This window comes from Streptomyces sp. NPDC056486 (assembly GCF_042795295.1).
GTDB lineage: Bacteria > Actinomycetota > Actinomycetes > Streptomycetales > Streptomycetaceae > Streptomyces.
Window position 1 is genome coordinate 159,621 of sequence record NZ_JBHTSF010000003.1, and the last position, 21,544, is coordinate 181,164.

17 protein-coding genes and 1 pseudogene are annotated in these 21,544 nt (G+C 70.8%); 10 read left to right on the plus strand and 8 right to left on the minus strand.

The features are described from left to right. Positions 1-1,713, plus strand: a complete 1,713-nt coding sequence (locus ACFQ7F_RS03165) for a SulP family inorganic anion transporter (RefSeq protein ID WP_383265208.1) — start codon at positions 1-3, stop codon at positions 1,711-1,713. A 48-nt stretch (positions 1,714-1,761) separates the two neighbouring features. Here the strand turns inward: ACFQ7F_RS03165 and ACFQ7F_RS03170 are convergent, their stop codons facing one another. The 3 genes from ACFQ7F_RS03170 to ACFQ7F_RS03180 are packed head-to-tail and all read right to left on the minus strand — an operon-like array spanning position 1,762 to position 7,407. Next, on the minus strand, positions 1,762-3,246 hold the full coding sequence (locus ACFQ7F_RS03170) for an alpha-amylase (protein WP_383265211.1): 1,485 nt from the start codon (positions 3,244-3,246) through the stop codon (positions 1,762-1,764). Next, on the minus strand, positions 3,243-5,942 hold the full coding sequence (locus ACFQ7F_RS03175; RefSeq protein WP_383265214.1) for a glucosidase: 2,700 nt from the start codon (positions 5,940-5,942) through the stop codon (positions 3,243-3,245). The genes ACFQ7F_RS03170 and ACFQ7F_RS03175 overlap by 4 nt, the downstream gene beginning before the upstream one ends. Before the next feature lie 19 nt (positions 5,943-5,961). Further along, positions 5,962-7,407, minus strand: a complete 1,446-nt coding sequence (locus tag ACFQ7F_RS03180) for a hypothetical protein (protein WP_383265217.1) — start codon at positions 7,405-7,407, stop codon at positions 5,962-5,964. Between the two features lie 134 nt (positions 7,408-7,541). On the opposite strand from ACFQ7F_RS03180, the gene ACFQ7F_RS03185 reads away from it, so the two are divergent. The 3 genes from ACFQ7F_RS03185 (at position 7,542) to ACFQ7F_RS03195 (ending at position 11,056) form a co-directional block, all read left to right on the plus strand. Then, entirely contained in the window at positions 7,542-8,096 is a 555-nt protein-coding gene (locus ACFQ7F_RS03185) for a DUF1269 domain-containing protein (RefSeq protein ID WP_383265220.1), read from the plus strand. Beyond that, entirely contained in the window at positions 8,096-8,581 is a 486-nt protein-coding gene (locus tag ACFQ7F_RS03190) for a DUF1269 domain-containing protein (protein ID WP_383265221.1), read from the plus strand. The genes ACFQ7F_RS03185 and ACFQ7F_RS03190 overlap by 1 nt, the downstream gene beginning before the upstream one ends. A 213-nt stretch (positions 8,582-8,794) precedes the next feature. After that, positions 8,795-11,056, plus strand: a complete 2,262-nt coding sequence (locus ACFQ7F_RS03195) for a LuxR C-terminal-related transcriptional regulator (protein ID WP_383265225.1) — start codon at positions 8,795-8,797, stop codon at positions 11,054-11,056. Positions 11,057-11,063: 7 nt separating this feature from the next. Here the strand turns inward: ACFQ7F_RS03195 and ACFQ7F_RS03200 are convergent, their stop codons facing one another. Both ACFQ7F_RS03200 and ACFQ7F_RS03205 read right to left on the minus strand, forming a co-directional pair. Next, entirely contained in the window at positions 11,064-11,531 is a 468-nt protein-coding gene (locus tag ACFQ7F_RS03200) for a LuxR C-terminal-related transcriptional regulator (RefSeq protein WP_383265227.1), read from the minus strand. A gap of 92 nt (positions 11,532-11,623) precedes the next feature. After that, positions 11,624-11,887: a hypothetical protein gene (locus ACFQ7F_RS03205; RefSeq protein ID WP_383265230.1), complete on the minus strand. Its 264-nt coding sequence runs from the start codon at positions 11,885-11,887 to the stop codon at positions 11,624-11,626. Between the two features lie 182 nt (positions 11,888-12,069). Here ACFQ7F_RS03205 and ACFQ7F_RS03210 point away from each other — a divergent pair, with 182 nt between their 5' ends. After that, a complete protein-coding gene (locus tag ACFQ7F_RS03210) occupies positions 12,070-12,531 on the plus strand; it encodes a hypothetical protein (RefSeq protein ID WP_383265233.1) in 462 nt (153 codons plus the stop codon). 47 nt (positions 12,532-12,578) lie between these two features. Here the strand turns inward: ACFQ7F_RS03210 and ACFQ7F_RS03215 are convergent, their stop codons facing one another. Continuing rightward, the gene (locus ACFQ7F_RS03215; protein WP_383265236.1) at positions 12,579-13,883 is read right to left on the minus strand and encodes a diacylglycerol/lipid kinase family protein; all 1,305 of its coding nucleotides are present in this window, start codon (positions 13,881-13,883) and stop codon (positions 12,579-12,581) included. Between the two features lie 124 nt (positions 13,884-14,007). Here ACFQ7F_RS03215 and ACFQ7F_RS03220 point away from each other — a divergent pair, with 124 nt between their 5' ends. Continuing rightward, the gene (locus tag ACFQ7F_RS03220; RefSeq protein ID WP_383265239.1) at positions 14,008-15,414 is read left to right on the plus strand and encodes a DUF2252 domain-containing protein; all 1,407 of its coding nucleotides are present in this window, start codon (positions 14,008-14,010) and stop codon (positions 15,412-15,414) included. A 101-nt stretch (positions 15,415-15,515) separates the two neighbouring features. Here ACFQ7F_RS03220 and ACFQ7F_RS03225 read toward each other — a convergent pair. Beyond that, positions 15,516-16,208: pseudogene (locus tag ACFQ7F_RS03225) on the minus strand (ribonuclease BN); the annotation flags it as partial. Positions 16,209-16,666: 458 nt separating this feature from the next. On the opposite strand from ACFQ7F_RS03225, the gene ACFQ7F_RS03230 reads away from it, so the two are divergent. After that, entirely contained in the window at positions 16,667-17,044 is a 378-nt protein-coding gene (locus ACFQ7F_RS03230; RefSeq protein WP_383265241.1) for an STAS domain-containing protein, read from the plus strand. Positions 17,045-17,076: 32 nt separating this feature from the next. On the opposite strand, the gene ACFQ7F_RS03235 is transcribed toward ACFQ7F_RS03230, so the two are convergent. Then, the gene (locus ACFQ7F_RS03235) at positions 17,077-17,985 is read right to left on the minus strand and encodes a LysR family transcriptional regulator (protein WP_383265244.1); all 909 of its coding nucleotides are present in this window, start codon (positions 17,983-17,985) and stop codon (positions 17,077-17,079) included. 440 nt (positions 17,986-18,425) lie between these two features. On the opposite strand from ACFQ7F_RS03235, the gene ssuE reads away from it, so the two are divergent. From ssuE to ACFQ7F_RS03250, 3 genes are all read left to right on the plus strand, one after another. After that, positions 18,426-18,980 (plus strand): NADPH-dependent FMN reductase, encoded by a 555-nt coding sequence (ssuE, locus tag ACFQ7F_RS03240; RefSeq protein ID WP_383265246.1) that lies wholly within the window; start codon positions 18,426-18,428, stop codon positions 18,978-18,980. Positions 18,981-19,061: 81 nt separating this feature from the next. Beyond that, the gene (locus tag ACFQ7F_RS03245; protein ID WP_383265249.1) at positions 19,062-20,243 is read left to right on the plus strand and encodes an SfnB family sulfur acquisition oxidoreductase; all 1,182 of its coding nucleotides are present in this window, start codon (positions 19,062-19,064) and stop codon (positions 20,241-20,243) included. A gap of 47 nt (positions 20,244-20,290) precedes the next feature. Then, a complete protein-coding gene (locus tag ACFQ7F_RS03250; protein WP_383265251.1) occupies positions 20,291-21,436 on the plus strand; it encodes an LLM class flavin-dependent oxidoreductase in 1,146 nt (381 codons plus the stop codon). Positions 21,437-21,544: the final 108 nt, after the last annotated feature.

Sequence of the window (21,544 nt, forward strand, 5' to 3'; positions counted from 1 at the left end):
GTGCGCTGGACGCCGCCCGGGATCAGGACGCTGCGCACCTACCGCCGTGAATGGCTGCTCAAGGACCTGATCGCGGGCGTCGTCCTGAGCACGCTGCTCGTACCGCAGGGCATGGCGTACGCCGAACTGGCCGGTCTGCCGCCGATCACCGGTCTGTACACCTCCGTGCTGTGTCTGCTCGCGTACGCCGTGGCGGGGCCCTCGCGCGTCCTGGTGCTCGGCCCCGACTCCTCGCTCGGCCCGATGATCGCCGCGACGATCCTGCCGCTGCTCGCCGCGGACGGGGACAGCTCACGCGCGATCGCGCTCGCCTCGATGCTTGCCCTGATGGTCGGCGCGATCACGCTCCTCGCGGGGGTGGCGCGGCTCGGTTTCGTCGCCGATCTCATCTCCAAGCCCACCATGATCGGCTACATGAACGGCTTGGCCCTGACCATCCTCATCGGGCAGCTGCCGAAGCTGTTCGGCTTCTCGACCGATGCCGACGGGCTCATCCGCGAGGTGGACGCCTTCGTCCGGGCGGTGGCGGAGGGACGGACGGTGGCGGCCGCCATCGCGGTCGGCGGTGGCTGCATCCTCCTGATCCTGCTGCTTCAGCGTCTGATGCCGAAGGTCCCGGCCGTCCTGGTCATGGTGGTGCTTGCCATCACCGCGTCCGTCGTTCTCGATCTGGACGAGCACGGGGTGAAGACGGTCGGGCGGCTCCCTGAAGGCCTTCCGCCGTTCACGGTCCCCCACATCGGCCTGGCCGATCTGGGGCCACTGTTCGTCGGCGCGCTGGGGATCGCCCTGGTGTCCTTGGCCGACACCATCTCCAACGCCTCCGCCTTCGCGGCCCGCACCGGGCAGGAAGTCCGCGGCAACGACGAGATGATCGCGATCGGCACGGCGAACGTGGCCGCCGGCCTGTTCCAGGGCTTCCCCGTGAGCACCAGCGGGTCACGCACGGCCGTCGCCGAGCGGGCCGGAGCCAAGACCCAGCTCACCGGGGTCGTCGGCGCGGCGCTCATTCTCCTCATGCTCGTCCTGCTGCCGGGCCTTTTCCGCGATCTGCCCCAGCCCGCACTCGCCGCGGTGGTCATCACGGCCTCCCTGTCCCTGGCCGACATCGCGGGCACTACGCGGCTGTGGCGCCAGCGCAAGGGGGAGTGCTGGCTGTCCATCGCCGCCTTGCTCGGAGTGGCACTGCTCGGTGTGCTGCCGGGGATCGCCGTCGCGGTGGGCCTGTCCATCCTGAATGTCTTCCGGCGCGCGTGGTGGCCCTACAGCACGGTCCTCGGTCGCGTGGCCGGCCTGGAGGGCTACCACGACGTGCGGTCACACCCGGCTGCGCAACGCCTGCCGGGCCTGGTGATCTTCCGGTTCGACGGGCCTCTGTTCTTCGCCAACGCCAAGTCGTTCCGCGACGAAGTTCTGCGGTACACACACGCCGAACAGTCGCCGCGGCGCGTACTGATCGCGGCGGAACCGGTGACCGACGTCGACACGACCGCGGCGGACATCCTGGAGGAGTTGGACGCGGCGCTCCAGGAGCTGGGCGTGGGCCTGGTCTTCGCCGAGCTCAAAGACCCGGTGCGGCGCAAGGTCGAGCGTTACGGCCTTGCCCGTACCTTCGACGCGCGCCGCTTCTATCCCACCGTGGAGGCCGCCGTGGAGGCGTTCCGGTCGGACAGCGGCGCGGAGTGGGGCCCTGGAACACCGGGTGACCGGTGACCAGGCCCCCTTGAACAGAGAGGCCGATCCGGGTCCGTTCGGGCCCGGCTACGGCGAGGTCGCGACGACCGAGAGCAGGTGCGTGCCCCACGGCGGCAGATCGACGTAGAGCCCGCTCTCCGTAAGCTCCGTACCCGGGCGTTCGTACCGCTCGGCGTCGAGGAGGCCGACCAACTCCCAGACCTTCTCGCCCAGTTCGCTCCACGGCAGCCGGATACGCGCCTGCGCCCGGTGATCGGAGAGGTTCACCACGGTCAGGAACCGGCCCGCCTCACCGGACCAGCACGAGGCCACCAGGTCGCGCCCCGAGTCGTTGTCGGGCCAGCCCTCGCAGTCGAGGAGCTGCCACCGCCCCGTCCGCATGCCGCTGCGGCGCACGGCGGACAACAGCCGCTCGTGGAACGCACGCAGCGAGGGGTCCGGCGGCTCGTCCGGACGGCGGTCGAGGAAGACCGGCAGGTGGACGCGGCGCCCGGTGAACTGACCCTCGTGCCACAGGGTCGCCCCCGGCAGCGTGGCGATCAGGGCGGCCGCCGCCCGCTCCTTGGCCGGCGGCAGTGTCCGCGCGGCCCGCGGCTCGTCGTGGTTCTCCAGGAAGCGGACGAGTCCGCGCTGGTACTCCTCGTCGGCCCGCAGATGCCCCCGGACGGACTCGGCGCTCTCGTTCAGCACCCGGTCGTAGAGGCGCTTGTCGTAGCAGAAGTCGAACCCCTGCTGCTGCAGGGCCCATTCGAGGTCCCAGTACGCCTCCGCGGCGAAGATCATGTGAGGGTGGCGGCGGCGGACGGCGGTCACGACCTCGGACCAGAAGTCCTCCTGCGGCCGGGCCCCCGCCCTCTCGCCCCACGTCCGCGCGAAGACGTCGTTCATCATCAGCATCGCCATGTCGCAGCGCACTCCGTCGCAGACCCCGCCGATGCCTTCGAGTACCTCCTCGGTCGCCCGCCGCAGAGCCGGGGCGAAGGCGTTCAGCTGCACGACGTCCGGCCAGGGCGGGAAGAACGGGTCGCGGCCCCGCGCGAGGACGGCGCGCCCGGTGTCCAGGAACCCGGCCGGATCACGCCGCACGTCCTCGGCGTCACCCTGCACGAAGTACTCGGGGTGCGCGCTCACCCAAGGGCTGTCCGGGGCCACGTGGTTGGGCACGTAGTCGAGCAGCAGGCCGACTCCCCTGCGGTCGAGTTCGGCCCGGGCGGCGGCGAGGCCCGCGGCGCCGCCGAGCGCCTCGTCGACCTCGTAACGGCGGATGCAGTACGGCGATCCGGCGATGTCCTCCTCGCCGATGTCCGGGACGGCTGAGGCGAAGGCGCCGCGCAGCGCCGGGTTCTCCAGGGCGATGGCGCGCCCCTGCGGACTGCGCTCCCACACCCCCATCAGCCAGACGGCGTCGATCCCGGCGGGCGTGATCTCGTCCCACACGTCCTTGGGTACGTCCGCCAGCGAGGCGGGGCCGCCGGTGCGCAGCGCCGTCTCCCTCAGCCATACGCGGGTGTTGACCTCGTGCACGACGGGCTGCGCGGGCAACTCGGTCATCGTTTCTGCCTCCTCGCGGAGCCGGAGCGGAAGTCGTCCGGCTCGAACGTGCCGAAGATCTTCATCAGGGCCGCGACGAGACCGGTCCAGCCGGTCTGGTGCGAGGCGCCGATGCCCGCGCCGTTGTCGCCGTGGAAGTACTCGTAGAACGAGACCAGGTCACGCCAGTGCGGGTCGTCCTTGAACTTCGCCTGGCCTCCGTACACGGGCCGCCGTCCGTCCTCGCCGCGCAGGAAGATCCGGGTGAGGCGGGAGCAGATGTCCTCGGCGACCTCGTACAGGTTCTTCTGGATCCCCGATCCTGTCGGGCACTCGACGGTGAAGTCGTCGCCGTAGAAGCCGTACAGGTTGAGCAGCCCGCGGATGACGAGGGCGTTCATCGGCATCCAGATCGGGCCGCGCCAGTTGGAGTTGCCGCCGAACATGCCGGTGTCCGACTCGGCGGGCAGATAGGAGACCTTGTACTCCTCGCCGTGCACCCAGAACGTGTACGGGTGCTCGGCGTGGACGCGGGAGAGCGCCCTGATCCCGAAGGGGCTCAGGAACTCGTCCTCCGACAGGAGCCGGGCGAGCACACGCACCAGCTTCTTCTCGTCGAGGACGGACAGCAGCCGTGCTCCGCCCGCGGTGCCTGACTGCGCCGAGGTCAGCGTCACGGACAGCGAGGGGTGACGCTCGGCGAACCGCCGCAACCGGTCCTGCAGACCGGACAGTTGGGCAAGTTGCTCCGGCTGGAAGACCGTCGACGCGCACAGCGGAAGGAGCCCCACCATGGAGCGGACCTTCAGCCGGACCGCCTGCCCGTCGGGCAGCCGCAGCACGTCGTAGTAGAACCCGTCCTCCTCGTCCCACAGCTCGTCGTGGAGGTCCCCGACCCGGTCCATCGAGGCCGCGATCCACAGATAGTGCTCGACGAACTTCAGGACCAGTTCCTCGTAGGCCTCGTTCTGTTCGGCGAGTTCCATCGCGATCTGCAGCATCGACTGGCAGTACAGCGCCATCCAGGCGGTGCCGTCCGCCTGCTCCAGGGTGCCTCCGGTGGGCAGCGGGGCGCTGCGGTCGAAGACGCCGATGTTGTCGAGGCCGAGGAAGCCGCCCTGGAAGATGTTGCGGCCGCCGGGGTCCTTGCGGTTGACCCACCAGGTGAAGTTGGTGAGCAGTTTCTGGAAGGTACGCTCGAGGAAGGCGTGGTCGGCGTGGCCCGTCGTGCCCTTCTCCACCGTGTACACGAAGTACGCGGCCCAGGCGTGCACGGGCGGATTGACGTCGCCGAAGTTCCACTCGTACGCCGGGATCTGGCCGTTGGGGTGCAAGTAGGCGTCACGAAGGAGCAGTTCGAGCTGCTCCTTGGCGAAGCCGACGTCGACGACCGCCAGGCCCACGGCGTGGAACGCCAGGTCCCAGGCGGCGAACCAGGGGTACTCCCACTTGTCCGGCATGGAGACGATGTCGTCGCTCACCATGTGGAACCACTCGTTGTTGCGCATCCCCGGCCGCGGCGGGCTCCACGGGGTCATGTCGTGCTCGCCGAGCCACCTCTCCAGATCGAAACCGTAGTACTGCTTGGACCAGAGCATTCCGGCGAGGGCCTGGCGCAGGACGCGTGCCTCGTCCTCGGTCGCCCGCTCGGGGGTCAACTCCCGGTAGAAGTCGTCCGCTTCGGCGATGCGGTCCGTGAAGACCGTGTCGAAGTCACGGGACAGGGAGAGCTTGCCGCCCGTGGGGCCCAACCGCAGCCGCAGTGTCTGTGATCCTCCAGCGGGAACGACGAGCGTGTGGAGGGCGGCCGCCTTGGTGCCCTCCCGCGCCGGGTTGACGGCGCTCTGCTCCCCCTCGACGACGTACCGGCCGATCGCGTTCTTGACGTAGGGGCTTGCGTTGGGCGAGCCGAACAGCCGCTCGTTGTCGGTCTCGTTCTCCGTGAACAGCAGCGGAATCCCGTCTTCGCACCGCAGGTCGTAACTGCCGAGCTCGGGGTGGTCGGCCCGGATCGTGACGGTCGAGCCCGGCCCGTCGGCCGCCCGCAGCCGCGGCCTGGGCTCCCCCTCGTGGTGCTCGCCCCAGGACCAGGTGTTGCGGAACCACAGCGTCGGAAGGACGTGCAGGGTCGCCTCGTCGGGGCCCCGGTTGTCGACGGTGACCCGCATCAGGATGTCGTCGTGGTCCGCCTTGGCGTACTCCACCGTCACGTCGAAGTAACGGTCGTCGTCGAACACACCGGTGTCCATGAGCTCGTACTCGAACTCCTGGCGCGTGCGGTCCCGGTTGACGGACACAAGATCGTTGTACGGGAACTCGGCCTGCGGGTACTTGTACAGGTACCGCAGGTAGGAGTGGCTCGGCGTGCTGTCGAGGTAGAAGTAGTACTCCTTGACGTCCTCGCCGTGGTTGCCCTCACCGTTGGTCAGGCCGAAGGCGCGCTCCTTGAGGATCGGGTCGCGGCCGTTCCACAGGGCGAGGGCCAGGCACAGGCGCTGCTTCTCGTCGCAGATGCCGCCGAGGCCGTCCTCGCCCCACCGGTAGGCGCGTGATCGCGCATGATCGTGCGGGAAGTAGGACCAGGCGTCGCCGCCGGGGCTGTAGTCCTCCCGGACCGTGCCCCATTGCCTCTCGCTCAGATACGGGCCCCACAGGCGCGACCGTCCACTCCCGTCCCCCTTCGGTCCGATCCGCCCGGCGTGCGTCCGCGTCTTCATGCGCGTCTCCCTGCCTCGGTCAACCGGATGCGCCAGTCTTCGCGGGGGTCTGTCGACCCGCCTCACCTACCGGGGGTGAGCCCTCCGCGGGTGCACCTTCCGCTCGGGCGACGAGGGTGAGCGCGATCTCGTACGCCGCAAGCAGCGCGCCGACCACGAAAAGGCCCGTCCACGTCGACAGGAGCAGCGCGACCACGGCCGCGACGATCACGCCCGCCACCCGCAGCACATCGGCGTGCTGCGCCAGCCACGGCCGCACCCGCGCGCCCTCCACCCGGTCACCGGCCTTGGCAAGCAGGTGGCCGGTGGCCCGCGCCCCCTGCGCCACGTACCGGCGCAGCGCCTTCGGCAGGCGTCCGGGCCCCACGAGATACGCCAGGACGGCGATGCCGACACCGAGCCACAGCAGCTGGTCGCCCCGATCGCGCAGGGTCGTGAACACGGTCCACATCGCGGCCTGTGCGCCGTCGCGGTAGACGCCCGACGGCACCTGGTCGAGGAGTTGATCCCGGACCGCCCTCAGCACGGTCGAGAGCACCGTGACGCTCACGACCAGCCACAGGCCGAACTGGAGGAGGGTGCGTCGCCGCCGGGGCGAGATCCACAGGGCGAGCACGAACAGCACCGGCACGGCGATCACCAGGCCCACCACCGCGCGCTTGAACAGCAGCACGGTCTCCTGCAGTTGGCCCAGCTCGTGCCGGTTGTAGATCCGGATCTGCGCGAAGTCGGCGGGCAGCGAAACGCCGAGCGCCTTCTCGATGCGGTCGTGCAGGCCCGGCGGGAGTTCGCCGGAGGAGAGGGCCGGCAGATCGAGCTTCTTGCCGAACATGGTCGGCAGTTGCTCCTCCAGGGACCGCAGCACGTTGTTGACCATCGGAAGGAGGTTCAGGGTGACCGTGTCGCCGCTCACCCGCACGTTCTCATTCTCCTTCTCGAGCACCTCGACGATCCGCTCGTGGGCGCGGCGGTTCATCGCACGCCACAGATCCTGGAACCGGTCCGCGGCGATGAGTTTGGAGATCGAGTCCCGCACATAGTCGTGGACGGCCCCGGTGGCGGGCGCCGCCAGGAAGGACGCGCGCGGCGGCAGCGCCTCGGTCAGCCGCTGCTTGACGTCGACCCGGTCGAAGATCTCGCGCGTCAGATAGGTGGAGACGGCGGCGTTCACGTCGGGATCCTCGGGCAGCGGCCCCACCGTGGCGGCCCAGCGGTCCGTGTTCAGCGTGGTCCGCGCGCCCCACACGCCCACGACCGAGGTGACCGCGAGGACGGCGACCAGAGCGATCAGAACGGCCGCGACGGATCGCCGTACGGACAGCAGACGAGCCCGGCGTCGCCGCTCGGTCCCGGCCCGGTCACGCAGCTCACCGACCTCCGCACGCAGGCGCTCCAGTTCGGCCTCGTCGGCGCCGGCACGGGCGGGCCCGGCGGCGTCCCCTTCCGGTGTCTCTTGATGCGTCATGGGCGTCGCACCTCCGCCTCCCACCGTCACGGCGCCCGCGCCGGGTTCCCTCACCTTCGGCGGGTGACGCGCCGCACCGGCTGCCGACGCTGTGATGACGGCGTGACGGCGGCACTTTCCCGAGAGGAGACACGATGGCTGGGATCGGACCGGTACAACTCCTGACGGTCGAGTTCGGACCCGACGCCAAGTTCGAAGGACGGATCATCGAGGAACTGGCGATCCTCGAGGCGAACGGACAGATCCGCGTCCTCGACATGCTCTTCGTCCGCAAGGAGCCCGGCGGGAATCTGTTCGCCCTCGACTTCCAGGCGGAGGGCATGGGCGAGACGGTCGCCGCGCTGCTCGGCATTTCGGGCGAGCAGGTCAGGGCGGCGCAGGAGGTGTACCCGAGCCTGGCCGACGGCAACGCCTTCGGCCTGACCTCCGCCGAGATCCGGGAAATGGCCGAGTCCCTCGACCCGGGGGCCGCGGCGGCCTTCATCCTGCTGGAACACGTATGGGCCAAGTACTTGCGCAAGGCCCTCCGCGACGCCGGTGCCGTCCCTGTCGCCGAGGGATTCCTCACCGATGAGGCACTGGCCCCCGTACTCGCCGAACTCACGGCGATGGCACAGAAGTTGGGTGACCCGGTCACACCCGAAGTCCGGCCGGACCCGAAGAACCGCAACCCCCGGAGGAGGGCCTGATGGCCGATCTCGTCGTGCTCGGATTCTCGGACAAGGAGAAGGCGGAGGGAGTTCTGCGGCTCGCCAAGGAACTGTCCCGCCAGGAACTGCTGGACCTGGAGGACGCGGCGATCGCCTGGCGGACCATGGACGGCAAGATCCATGTGCACCAGACGTTCAACACCACGGCCACCGGCGCGGCCGGCGGCGCCCTGTGGGGCTCGCTGTTCGGCATGCTCTTCCTGATGCCCGTGTTCGGTGCCGCGGTGGGCGCCGCCACCGGTGCCATCGCCGGAAAGCTCACCGACATCGGCATCAACGACGCCTTCGTCAAGGAGATCGCCAGCACGCTCGAACCGGGACGCGCGGCTCTCTTCGCCCTCGTCCGGCGTTCGACACCCGACCGCGTACGTGACGCGGTACGTCCCTTCAACCCCACCGTGATCCGTACGTCGCTCACCAAGGACCGGGAGGAGGAACTGATCGAGGCCCTGCAGGAGAAGTGACCGCGGGCGGCCCGGCGCTCCGGTCCTGGCCGCCGCGACAGGCGCCGTCTCCCACCGGGATTTCACCCGGGTGAGATGGCGCTTGCCATGTGCCCCCTCGGTCCTGGCCACCCCATACTTGCCGCAGCCGCAACACTTTGCTCCGAGAGCGAGGTGCCGCCCATGCCGCCCATGGCCGAGTGCTCAAGCCCTTCACGGGATACCGGCCCCACCATGGCGTCCGTCGACACGGCACCCTCGTTGCCCACGTGGCTCGTACCCAGGCCCCGTCTGACGGACCGCCTGGCGCGAGGTGTCCTTGGACCGCTGACCGTGATCGTGGGCCCCGTGGGCGCAGGCAAGACGGCCCTCGCCCTGGAGTGGGCGCACACCCGGCGCCTGCCGGGCCCGCTCGCCTGGGTCACCTGCGACGGCCGGGCCGAGCAGTCCTGCGTCTTCTGGCCACGCGTGATCGGCGCGCTGCGCGAGGCCGGCGTGGACGTGTCGGAGCCCGTCGCTTCGGAGACCGAACCGCTGCTCGTGGCGGCGCTCGCCGCCGATCTGCACCAGCACGGTGAGCCGGTGGTGCTTGTCCTCGACGACTTCCAGCCCGCTCCCGGCTCCCCGATCGCGGAAGGGGTCAGCAGCCTCCTGCGGCATCTGCCGGGGGTGTTGCGCCTGGTGGTGCTCGCACGCCGGGACCCTCCCCTGCATCTGCACCGCGGCCGGCTCACCAGCGAGGTCACCGAGCTGCGGACCGGTGACCTGGCCTTCGACGACCGGGAGACCACGGCGCTCCTCGCCCAGCACGGGATCGACGTGCCGAAGCAGACGGTGAGCGCGCTGCGGCGGCGGACGGACGGCTGGGCGGCGGGGCTGCGCCTTGCCGCGATGTCCATGGAGAAGCGACGCGATCCCGAGCGGTTCGTGGCGCAGTTCGCCGGTGACGACGAGGCCATCGCCAGCTACCTCGTCGAGGAAGTGCTCGACCTGCAGCCCGACGGCATGCGCCGACTGCTCCTGACGACGAGTGTCCTTGACCAGGTGAACGCCGAACTGGCCGTCGAGCTCTCCGGCGAGGACGCGGGCCGGCACTTCGCCGCTCTCGTCCGGGAGAACTCGTTCCTGCAACCCGTCGGCCAGGGCTGGTACCGCTGCCACCAGATGTTCGCCGACGTACTGCGGATGTGCCTGCGCCACGAGAAGCCCGGCCTGGTGGCGCCGTTGCACCGCCGCGCGGCGGCCTGGCTCGGCGAGCACGGCCTCCTTGCCGACGCCGTACGGCACTTGCTCGCCGCGGGCGACTGGGACCAGGCAGGACGGCTGATCGTGGACCGTCTGGCGATCGGCCAGGTGCTCGGTCTGACCAAACTGCGGCTGCCGGGCGAGCTGACCCGGCACATGCCCGAGCAGCTGCCGCCGAAGAGCCCCGAACCCGTACTGCTCGCCGCGGCGGTCGCCCGGGTCCGCGACGACGACCCGGGGTGCTGCCGGAATCTCGACCTCTGCGACCGGCTCCTCGCGGACCTGACGGCCGACGACGACCGCATCGCCCGCTGCCGTCTGGCCCATGCCGTGATCCGCATGGAGCAGCTGCGCTCCCGGAACCCTCAGGAGGCACGCGCCGCCGCGGCCGACGCGGAGTCGGCCCTCTCTCACCTGCCGCAGGCAGCTCTGGCGCAGCACCCCGAGATCCTTGCGCTCACGTTGGCGATCCGTGGCAGCGGCGAGTTGCGGGCCGGCAGTCTCAAGGCCGCCGAGGCCTCCCTCACCGGAGGGCTCAAGGCCGCGGGCGTCGCCGGGAACGGCGCGCTGCGCCGGGACTGCCTCGTCGAGCTCGCGCTCCTCGAAGCGCTCCGCGGCCGCTTCCGGGGCGCCGACGAACTCACCGCCCAGGCCACCCAACCGCCCCTGCCGTCCTGGTCCTCGGCGGAGCGCTCGCAGGCGTCCCTGCACCTCGTGCGCGCCTGGGTCGAACTGGCGCGTGCCGAACCCGGCCGGGCCCGGAACGAACTCACCAGGGTCAGGGCCGTGTTGGACAGCCTGCCCGACGAGTTCCTCTCCGAGGTCGGCTCCCTGGTGGCGGGGCTTGCTACAGCGGTGGAGCGAGGTGGTTCGGCGCCCGCGCCGATCGGCGATGTGGTGGCCGCGTCCCGGCTGCCCCGTCCCGTGCTGCGGGCCGTGGTGCCGGCCTGCGCCTCCCTGCTCGACTCCGCCCGCCGCAGGTTCACCGCCGCCGCCCTGCCGCAGCACGCGGCCGCGCGGTCCGCCCTGACCCTCGTCGCCGTCCCGTCGGCTCCCATGGAGCGGCTCAGCGTGCGGGAGCGCGACGTCCTGGACCGGCTGGCGCAGATGATGACCACCGAGGAGATCGCCGAGGAGCTGTACCTCTCGGTGAACACGGTGAAGACACATCTCAAGAGCGTCTACCGCAAGCTCGCCGTGACCCGGCGCTCGGCCGCTGTCCGGCGAGCCCGCGAACTCCAACTCCTGTAGCCACCGCCTAGACGAGCCCCAGCGATCGACCGCGCTCCACGGCCTGGGACCGGGATCCCACGCCCAGCTTCCGGTACACGGCTCGGACGTGGCTCTTGACCGTGTTGACCGAGACATACAAGTCGTCGGCGATCTGCCGCAGCGGTACCTCCTGCTCCAGCCTGCACAGCACCGCCAGCTGACACTGCGTCAACGGCTCTGTCGGCTGCGGCACGGGCCGCCGCTCCGGCTGCGCGGGCACCATCGCGAGCACAGCCGCGGCTTCCCCCATCAGCACGCCCGCGCTGCGTACATCACCCACGTCCCCCGCGATCCGTACCAGGGTGCCCGCGACCCAGACCAGCCAGGTCGTCACGGACGAATCGGCCGCCCGCTCCTCTCTGCTGAGCACATGCAACCGCCCGTTCAGGACGGAGACTTCGCCCGCCACTCCCCGCGAGCCGCTCCCCGGCTCCGCGCACAGCGCCACGGACATGCCCCTCACCTCCCCATGTGCAGGGCATTACCCCTACACCCTGGGGCGGCCGGCGCGCTTACGGAAGACGCCCGTCGGCTCTTTTCGACGGACTAGGTGCTTGCACCGGGCAATCGGCGCACCTCGAGGAGTTCGAGGCCAAGCGCCTGGATGCGGTCGAGGATCCCGTACAGCGCGGCCTGGTCGAGACCCGCGCCCACAAGGACCGTCTCGGCGGGGCGCAGCACGACCGTCAGTTCTCCGAACGCCGACCGGAAGGCCTCGCCGATCCTGCCCCGGACACGGATCTCGAAGTCGGCGCCGCCGGGTGGTGTCCCGGCCGGTCCGGGCCCCGATTCCTCCTGTGCCCCGCCCATGGCGACACCTCCTGTACGACGGCCTGGCCACCGGCCGCCATTCTCGTGGCGGCATGGCCGACGGCATCACCTTGCGCGGGTGACGGTGCCCCCACCTGGGCTCCCGGGCTCATCCGTTGCGGGTGAACCGGCGATGCGGCGGCGGGCAGATGCTCCGGATCCACCGAGGAGGAGGTTTCGCCATGGCAGAGCAGATCTCGCCGGACGAGGGGCGTTCCAGCGCGCCCGAACCGCAGCCCCACATCAGTCCGGTCGCCGTCGGCGGAGTCGTCTTCGCCGTGTGCGTCCTTGGCATCGTCGGCGCGTTCAACGCGATCGCGGGGCTCTCCGCGATCCTCGGCGACAACTACTACGAGTCGCAGAGCGATTACGCTTTCGACTTCGACGTCAACGTCCGCGGCTGGATCCAGATGCTCTCCGGTGTCGTCATCGTCGCGGCGGCGTTCAACATCTTCACCGGCCGTACCTGGGCCCGCGTCGTCGGGATCGTCGTCGCGGCGCTCAGCGCCGTGCAGAACTTCTTCTTCACCCCGTACCAGCCGGTGTGGTCGGCCATCCTCATCGCCCTCGACATCCTGGTGATCTGGTCGCTGACCATGTACGGCCACCCCGAGGCGCACAAGGTCTACGGGGCGCCTCTGTAGCCTCTACATCCGGAGGTCAGCCCCCCACACCCCCCCTCAGCGCCCTCTCAGCGCCGGAAGGTCAGCCCGAGCCTGCTGATCAGACGCCAGTCGAGCCGCGGCCGCTCCCGGTACGTGCCGGGCCGCAGCCGGGGCACGATCACCCGCAGCGCCCCGGGCCGCACCTCGCAATGCACGGGTACGCCCAGACGCACCGCTTCGCCGTCGATGCCGACCGGAATCTCCTCCTGATCGGCGTCGACGACCACGGAGGTGGCGCTCGCCCAGGTCAGTCCGGCGGCCTGCCCTCCACGCAGCAGCCCGGCGGCCTGTGCGGCACTCGTGACCCGCACGCCGACGCACCCCAGGACCCCGCCGTCCAACCGCGTCCGGCGGCCGAGCCCGGCGACGTCGTTGGTGCCGTAGGGGTTGTTGCTCACCAGCAGGGCCTGCGGGTCCGAGAATTCCTGGCCCCCGGCATGCGCCGTCAGCCGCGCGCCCCCTTGGCCCACCAGGAGATCCGGCAGGAGCTTGAGCGTGGTGCGCGTCTTGTCGTCCCGGTAGGCCGGGCTCTGCACCACCTCGGCATACGCGCCGAACGACACGTTGTTGACGAAGGGCCGCCCCCCGGCCCGGCCGAGATCCACCCGCAGCTCCACCCCGTCGTGCAACGCGTCCAGCGCCTTCGACGGATCCTCGCGGTCCAGGCCCAGATCGAGGGCGAAGTGGTTGCGGGTGCCTGCCGGTATCACCAGGAAGGGCAGGTCGAGGGCGGCGGCGACCTCGGCGACCAACGCCTGCGTGCCGTCGCCGCCTGCGACCCCGAGCAGATCGGCGCCCTCGGCCGCGCACTTGCGGGCGAGGGCCGCCACATCGGTCTCGCCGCGCCACTCCAGGAGCACCACTTCGGCCCCCAGCTCGCCCGCCCGCTCGCGCAGCGCGAACCGGCGCACCTTGCCGCCACCGGAACGCGGATTCATGATCAGCATCGGATGGCGGAACGTCGCGGCCGGCCGCTCCGGCATCGACTCCGGGGCCGCGTGCCGGGCGAGGGCCGCGCGGCCCATGCCCGCCGCGAGGAGCCACAGCGCGCCGGACGCCACGACCACCCAGGTGAGCCGGGCCCGGGTGAACTCCACGAGCACCCAGACCGGAGCGGTGAGCGCGAGCAGCACCGCAAGGACCCGCGGCAGACCCCGCCTGCTGAGGATCCACCAGACCGCGGCGGCCGTGATCGCCAGGCCCGCGAGCCCCACGCCGAGCAGCGCGAAGGTTTTGAACCCCGCGAACACCGCGAGCACAAGCACCGCGGCGACGGCGGACGCCAGGGACGCACGGGCCAGCCATCGCTGTCCTCGCATCGTCGGTTCCATGCCTCGCAGTCTCCGGCCGCGGAGCGCGCCGGGCCTCACCCCTGGTAGGCGACTTCACACCGACGGGGTGACGCCGCGCGGCCCCTCCTCGTCCAGAGTCCTCAACGCCCGGAGGGAGCACGCCATGACCGAGACCATGCACCGTCATCTCACCCCGCAGCAGCGGGCGGCCCTGGGAAGGGCCGGTCGCTCCCGTGCCCGCAGGTCCGACCACGCCGAGTTCGCGCCCGCGCCGGCCCGGCCCGACCCGATCGACGTGATCGAGCGGCAGTCGGCGGACAGGCTCCCGGAGCTCGTGCCGATCCGCTACGGCCGCATGCTCGAGTCGCCGTTCCGGTTCTTCCGCGGAGCGGCGGCCATCATGGCCACCGACCTGGCCGACACCCCGGCCAGCGGGTTGAGGGCCCAACTGTGCGGAGACGCCCACATGTTGAACTTCCGGCTGCTCGCCTCACCCGAGCGGCACCTGATGTTCGACGTCAACGACTTCGACGAGACGCTTCCCGGACCGTGGGAGTGGGACGTCAAACGCCTCGTGGTCAGCCTCGTCATCGCCGGGCGCGACAACGGCTTCAGCACGTCGGAACGGGCTCGTGTGGTGCGTGCGACAGTGCGCTCGTACCGGGAGTCGATGGGCAAGTTCGCCCGGATGCGGACGATCGATGTGTGGTACTCGCGGATCGACGCGGAGGACCTGTACGCCGCGATGTCCTCCAGGCTGGACACGCGGGCGCGGCGAAGGGTGTCCCGCACGCTCAGCAAGGCCCGCACCCGTGACCACCTCCAGGCCCTGGAGAAGCTGGCAGGGGTGGTCGACGGCGAGCTGCGGATCGCGTCCGACCCACCGCTGATCATGCCCCTCGACGGCCTCCTGCCCGGGGTCGAGCGCAAGCAGCTGGAACAGCAACTGCGGGAACTGGTCGACCGGTACGCGCTGACGCTGTCCGCCGACCGCCGGGCGCTGCTTTCCCAGTACCGGGTGGTCGACATGGCCCGCAAGGTGGTCGGGGTGGGCAGCGTGGGGACCCGCTGCTGGATCATCCTGCTGCTCGGCCGTGACGACAGCGACCCGCTCCTGCTGCAGGCGAAGGAAGCGTCGGCCTCGGTGCTCGCGGAGTTCGCGGGCGCGAGCAGCCACCTCAACCAGGGCGAACGCGTCGTCGCCGGTCAGCGTCTGATGCAGGCGACCAGCGATATGTTCCTGGGCTGGGAGCGGGTCGAAGGAGGTCTCGACGGCCGTCAACGCGACTTCTACATACGTCAGTTGAGGGACTGGAAGGCCATACCCCAGGCCGAGCTGATGACCCCGGACGTCATGCGCCTTTTCGGCCGGATGTGCGGAGCGACCCTCGCCCGCGCGCACGCGCGTTCCGGCGACCGGATCGCCATCGCCGCCTATCTGGGCGGCTCCGATTCCTTCGACCGGGCCTTGGCGCGGTTCGCGGAGTCGTACGCCGACCAGAACGAGCGCGACCACCGGGCGCTGGCCGCCGCGGTGCGGGAGGGCCGGGTGACGGCGGCGTCGGAGTGAGGCTCCGCCGGATCGCCGAGCCAGTGGCGCAGGAACTCCTCCTGGGCGAGTATCCGGCCGACGGCGATGCCGAACACGATGGTGGTGAAGTACAGGATCAGCCAGGACAGCACGGTGAACACCGAGCCGAGTGCCGCGTAGCGCTGCTCGCTCATCCGTAGCGCGCGCGGCAGCCACAGCCCCGATGCGGCGCTGAACGCGGCCCCTCCCGTGCCCGCGAGGAGGGCCCCCGGCAGCAGGGGCAGCCAGGGCACTCGGCCTGCGAGCAGCAGGTGCTGGGTCCACCACCACATCAGGACCGCGGCCAGCGACTGCAGGAGGACTCCCAGGACAGGTCCTGCGCCGAACGCCCGGTGCAGCGTGCCCTGCACGATGAGCATCGCGATCCACACGAGAAGCCACACGGCCCAGCGCCAGGCCACGAGCCGCACGGCGGAGCGGGGCAGGTCCCAGGAGCGTTCGCACATGCGCTGCAGGGCGCGGGTGAAGGCCGTCGCGGACAGCAGCGCGACCAGGACGCCCGCCACGCCCCAGTTGTGCAGCGCGGTGTCTCCGGCCGCGGACACCGTTTCGGCCCGCGCCACCACGGGCCCGCCCGAACCGATCATGGTGCGCAGCGAGCGCAGCAGTTCCTGCCGGACAGCCTGGGGGCTGAACGAGGCCACTGCGATGAGCATCGGCAGCGCGGCCAGAAACGCCTGCGCCGCGAGACGGGTCGACATGTCGAGGATGGTGACGCGCACGAGCTGCTGGACGACGCGTCCCGCCAGCGGCAGGGCCGCAAGGATCGGCATGACGGTGTCCTCTCATAGCAGGAGCTCGCTCCTGCCGGACACCCTCAGGCCCGGCGCCTCGCGGCACGTCGCCCGCTCCGGGTGACGTACGCCGGTGCCCGCGCGAGGCAGTCCCGGACTCTTCCCGTCGTAGTCGCTTCGACGCTACGGCGCCTCAACCGCACGGTCCGGGCCGCTCAGCGCCAATACCCACGTTTCGCCAATCCCACGGCAATAAAACCGAGATGCCACAGACAAGTGCCAACACGGCCCGATGGGTCCATTATGGAACCCCCTCGCTTCCCTGCCCCACCAGGGCGGATGCGGGGTGCGCGGACCGCTGCCACGGGCCGGGCACGCACATGTGCCCGGCTCGCCCTCCGGTTCGCCGCGTACGATCACCCTGGACCCCGGTGAGCGAGCCCGACCCATCTCCTTCTCCACACATGTCAGGCCTCGTCCACACCGGGGATGCCATCATGATCGACGGCGCCTTGCCCGCTACCGGGCATCTGCACACCTACAGCACTCAGGGCTATCTGGTCCTGGAGTTTCACGGCGAGATCGATGTCAGCGCCGCCATCGACATGGCTCCGGCGCTGGACGCCCACACGGCACAGCCCGCCCTCGCGGCGATCATCGATCTCAGCCATGTCGTGTTCCTCGACTGCTCGGGGTTACGCCTGATGTGCCGTGCCCGGCGACGCATCTTGGAGCACAGCGGAGAGCTGCAACTGGTCTGCGCCCATCCAATGACCCTGCGCATCCTGCGGGTGACCGGCCTCTTCCCGTCCTTCGACCCCGTGCCGAGCCTCAAGGAAGCGCTGAGCAAGGACGACATCGAAGAAGCCGGCTGACCACTTCGGCCGGACTCGGCGGCAGGGAGGGCTCACGGGCGCTCCCTGAGCTCCGTCGCCCTGGTCACGAACGCCGCGTGCAACTCCCGTACCGCCCTCGGGAAGGACTCGCTGCGGCGACGCTGAAGGACCACCAGAACGCGGGTGGTCTCGTCGGTGAGCGGTCGGTGCGTGATCATTCCGGCCCGCTCCAGAGGGTCGCCCACGACACTGAAATCGGGCAGGAGCGCGGCCCCGAGGCCTTCGGCCACCATGAGCTTGCCCAGTTCCGCGCCGTCCGTGGAGTACGCGAAGGACGGCGGGGAGCCGCCGAGGAGGCGATGGGCGTAGCGGTGCATCACATAGCCGGCGCGCATCGCGATGAACGGCTCCGTCTCCAGGTCTGCGGGCGAGACGACGTTCAGGCGGGCCAGCGGGCTGTCCGGATGCAGGCAGACGACGGGCCTGCCGCGCAGCAGCTCGGTGGTGTCGAAGTCGGGCGGGGTGTCGTCGCCGTCCAGATAGTTGACGAGGCCCAGGTCGAAGCGGCCCTCGCGCAGTCCCCTGTGGATGTCGTCCTGCTGCGAGCCGACCATCTCCACCTGCGTCGCCGGGTGGGTCTCCCGGAAGGCGCGCACGGCGGGGACCAGGAGCGGGGCCGTGGCCGCGTTCACCGTGCCGACCCGCACGACACGGCTGGACTGGTGCTGGTCGTGCGCGGCCCTGCGCAGCCGGTCCACCGATTCCAGTACGCCGATGATGTGCGGCAGGAGCTCACGGCCCTCGTCGCTGACCTTCGCCCCGGAGCGGTGGCGGTCAAGGAGCGAGACACCGAGCTCCTTCTCCAGGTTCCGCACGGTCTCGCTCAACGCGGGCTGGGAGAGGTGCAGTTCGCCCGCGGCGCGGCGCAGAGAGCCGAGCCGGGTGACAGCCTCGATGTACTCCAGCTGCTCTGTCCGCATCCCGCGCGCCCCTCACCGAACACCTACCGTGGGAGGGAAACCCTATCAGGGCTTAGTGATTACCGACTCGACGCCTGTCGGGGCAGCTGCTTGAATCGAGGACATGAATGCAGTGCGGCCCCACCTCACGCGGCGACGGTACGTCGACCTCGCGCTGGTGTGCAGTGCCTGCTGTCGCCGCGGCCGCTGAGCATCCGCCGGGCACTGAACCGCGTCTCGTACGCGTGAACTCGTGAACCCCTCGTAGCGCCGGGCCCGTTGACGGCCCGCGTGATTCCCCGACGGGTCACACCGCACGTATCGGACACACCGCGCCCTCCGCGATCGCGCGCATCCGCGGGCCTCCGGCCTGCCCTCCTCCCCTCTCCCCCACCCTCCCCTGCCTCTCCCCCGCCTCGCTCCACCGGCCCCCGTGGCCGCGTACCCGAAGGACTTCCGCCATGACCACCGTTCTCCTGCTCACCGGCAGCGCCTCCGCCCCCGGCTCATCCCGCACCGCGCGTCTCGTCCAGCACCTGGGCCGCGACCTGTCCGCACAAGGCCACCGGGTGCAGACACTGGACGTCCGCACGCTGCCCGCCGACGCGCTCCTGTCCGCCGACACCTCGCACCCCGCTGTCGCCGACGCCGTCGCCCTCGTCGAGAACGCCGACGCGCTCGTGGTCGGCACACCGGTCTACAAGGCGGCGTACTCAGGTGTCCTCAAGACCTTCCTCGACCTCCTTCCGCAGTACGCGCTGCGCGGCAAGCCCGTCCTGCCGCTGGCCACCGGCGGCTCCCCCGCCCATGTCCTCGCCGTCGACTACGCGCTGCGGCCCGTCCTCACCTCGCTCGGCGCCGAGGTCGCCCAGGGCTGGTTCGTCCTGGACCGCCACATCACGGCCGCCGACGACGGGACGGTCATTCTCACGCCCGACGCGGATGCCGGGCTCACCCCCGTCGTCGACCGCTTCCACGAGGTGCTCGCGGAGCCGACGCGGCTCGCGGTGGCGTGAAGGGGTAATCGGCTTTCCCTTCCGCGGTGGTCCGACCCACGGCCCTCCCCCGCACCCGACCGCACCCGAAAGGCCCGCCCCATGCCCCGCATCCCCGCATCCGACGCGGAGGCGATCGCCGTCGCCCGCCGGGTGGCCGAGCGTCTGACCGCCGACGACGCGCGCCGCGACGCCGAGCGCGATCTTCCGTACGAGGAGGTGCGCGACCTCACCGAGGCCGGTCTCTTCACGCTCTCGGTCCCCCGCTCGCACGGCGGGCCCGAGCTCGGCGCCCGCAGCCTCGGCGAGGTGTTCACCGAGCTGACGGCCGGGGACGCGAGCATCGGCCAGATCCCGCAGAACCACTATTTCTTCGTCAATGTGCTGGCCCACGCGGGCACCGAGGAGCAGCGCGCCTTCTTCTACCGCGAGGTGCTCGCGGGGCGGCACTTCGGCAACGCGCTCTCCGAACGGGGCACCCGCACGGCCCGTGAGTTCGCCATCGGCTTCGAGCCGCACCCCGATGGCGGCCGGGTCCTGAACGGCACCAAGTTCTACGCGACCGGTTCGCTGTTCGCACACTGGATCCCCGTATACGCCAACGACGAGGAGGGCCGGACGCACGCCGCCTGGGTGCCCGCCGACCATCCCGGCGTGCACATCGAGGACGACTGGAACGGCATGGGCCAGCGCACCACCGGCAGCGGCACCGTCCGCTTCGATCAGGTGCGGGTGCCCGCCGAGCACATCGTGCCCGTGTACTCGATCTTCGAGAAGGACGAGGTGTTCGGCGCCTTCGGCCAGTATCTGCACGCGGCCATCGACACCGGGATCGCCGTCGGCGCCCTGCGCGAGGGCAAGCGGCTCATCCACACGCTGGCCCGCCCCCGCCTGGAGGCGGGCGTGGAGCGTGCCGCCGACGAGGGCGCCGTCATCGACGGCTTCGGCGAACTCGCCCTGAAGGTGCGCTCCGCGCGCGCCCTCCTGCGCGATGCCGGTGACGCCCTGGACGCCGCCCGCTCCGACCTGACCGAGCAGAGAGCCGCCGAGGCGTCGGCCGCGGTGGCCGCCGCCCGCGCGCAGTCCGACGCGGTGGCTCTGGCCGTGTCCAGCGGGATCTTCGAGCTCATCGGCACCCGCGCCGCCGACCGCGACCTCAATCTGCACCGGCACTGGCGCAACGCCCGCACCCACACCCTGCACGACCCACGCCGTCTCAAGCTCCGCTACCTGGGCGGCTGGGAGCTCAACGACACCCCGCCGCCCCGCAACGGCCTGGTCTGAGACCGGCCCCGCGTTCACGTTCACCACCGCAGAGGACACCCCCTCCCATGACCCTGACCTTCCACTGGTTCCTGCCCACCAACGGCGACAGCCGCCACATCGTCGGTGGCGGACACGGTGTACCCACCGGTGCCGCCGGGGGCGACCGCCCCGCCACGCTCGCCTACCTCACTCAAGTAGCGCGTACCGCGGAGCAGTTGGGCTTCGAGGGAGCACTCACCCCCACCGGTGCCTGGTGCGAGGACGCCTGGCTGACCACCGCGATGCTGGTCGAGTCGACCGAGCGACTGAAGTTCCTGGTGGCCTTCCGGCCCGGCCTCGTCACGCCGACCCTCGCCGCCCAGATGGCCGCGACCTATCAGCGGCACTCGGCCGGGCGCCTGCTCCTCAACATCGTCACGGGTGGCGAGGACCACGAGCAGCGCGCGTACGGGGACTTCCTCGGCAAGGACGACCGCTACGCCCGCTGCGACGAGTTCCTGCACATCATCCGCTCGCTGTGGCGCGGCGAGACCGTCGACTTCCACGGAGCACACGAACGCGTCGAACAGGCACGCCTCGCCCGCCTCCCCGACCCGGTGCCGCCCGTCTACTTCGGCGGCTCGTCGAAGGCGGCGGGCCCGGTGGCGGCCCGGCACAGCGACGTCTACCTCACCTGGGGCGAGCCGCCCGCCCAGGTCGCCGAGAAGATCGGCTGGATCCGCGCACTGGCCAAGGCCGAGGGCCGCGAGGTCCGCTTCGGCATCCGGCTGCACGTCATCGCCCGCGACACCGCGGAAGAGGCCTGGACGCAGGCGAACCGGCTGCTTTCCGGGACCGACCCGGCAGTGATCAGCGAGGTGCAGCAGGGCCTGGCCCGCTCAGGATCCGAGGGCCAGAAGCGCATGCTGGCCCTGCACGGCGGCTCCACCGAGCGTCTGGAGATCTACCCGAACCTCTGGGCCGGCATCGGGCTGCTGCGCGGCGGCGCGGGCACGGCGCTCGTCGGCTCACACACCGAGATAGCCGACCGCATCGCGGAGTACCACGCCCTGGGCATCGACGAGTTCGTGCTCTCCGGCTACCCGCACGTGGAGGAGGCGTACTGGTTCGGCGAGGGCGTCCTTCCGCAGCTCGCCGCGCGGGGGCTCTGGCGCCACCCTGCCGCCGCGTCGCTCGACGCGACACCGGCGGCGGTGCCGTTCGCCTCATAGCCACAGGTGTGTCCGAGACCGAACGCCGGCTTTGTTTGGCGACCGGGAGCAGCCCACGCTCCTCCACCACCACGGTAGCGCCTGGAGGGCAGCCGCGCGGAGAGCCCG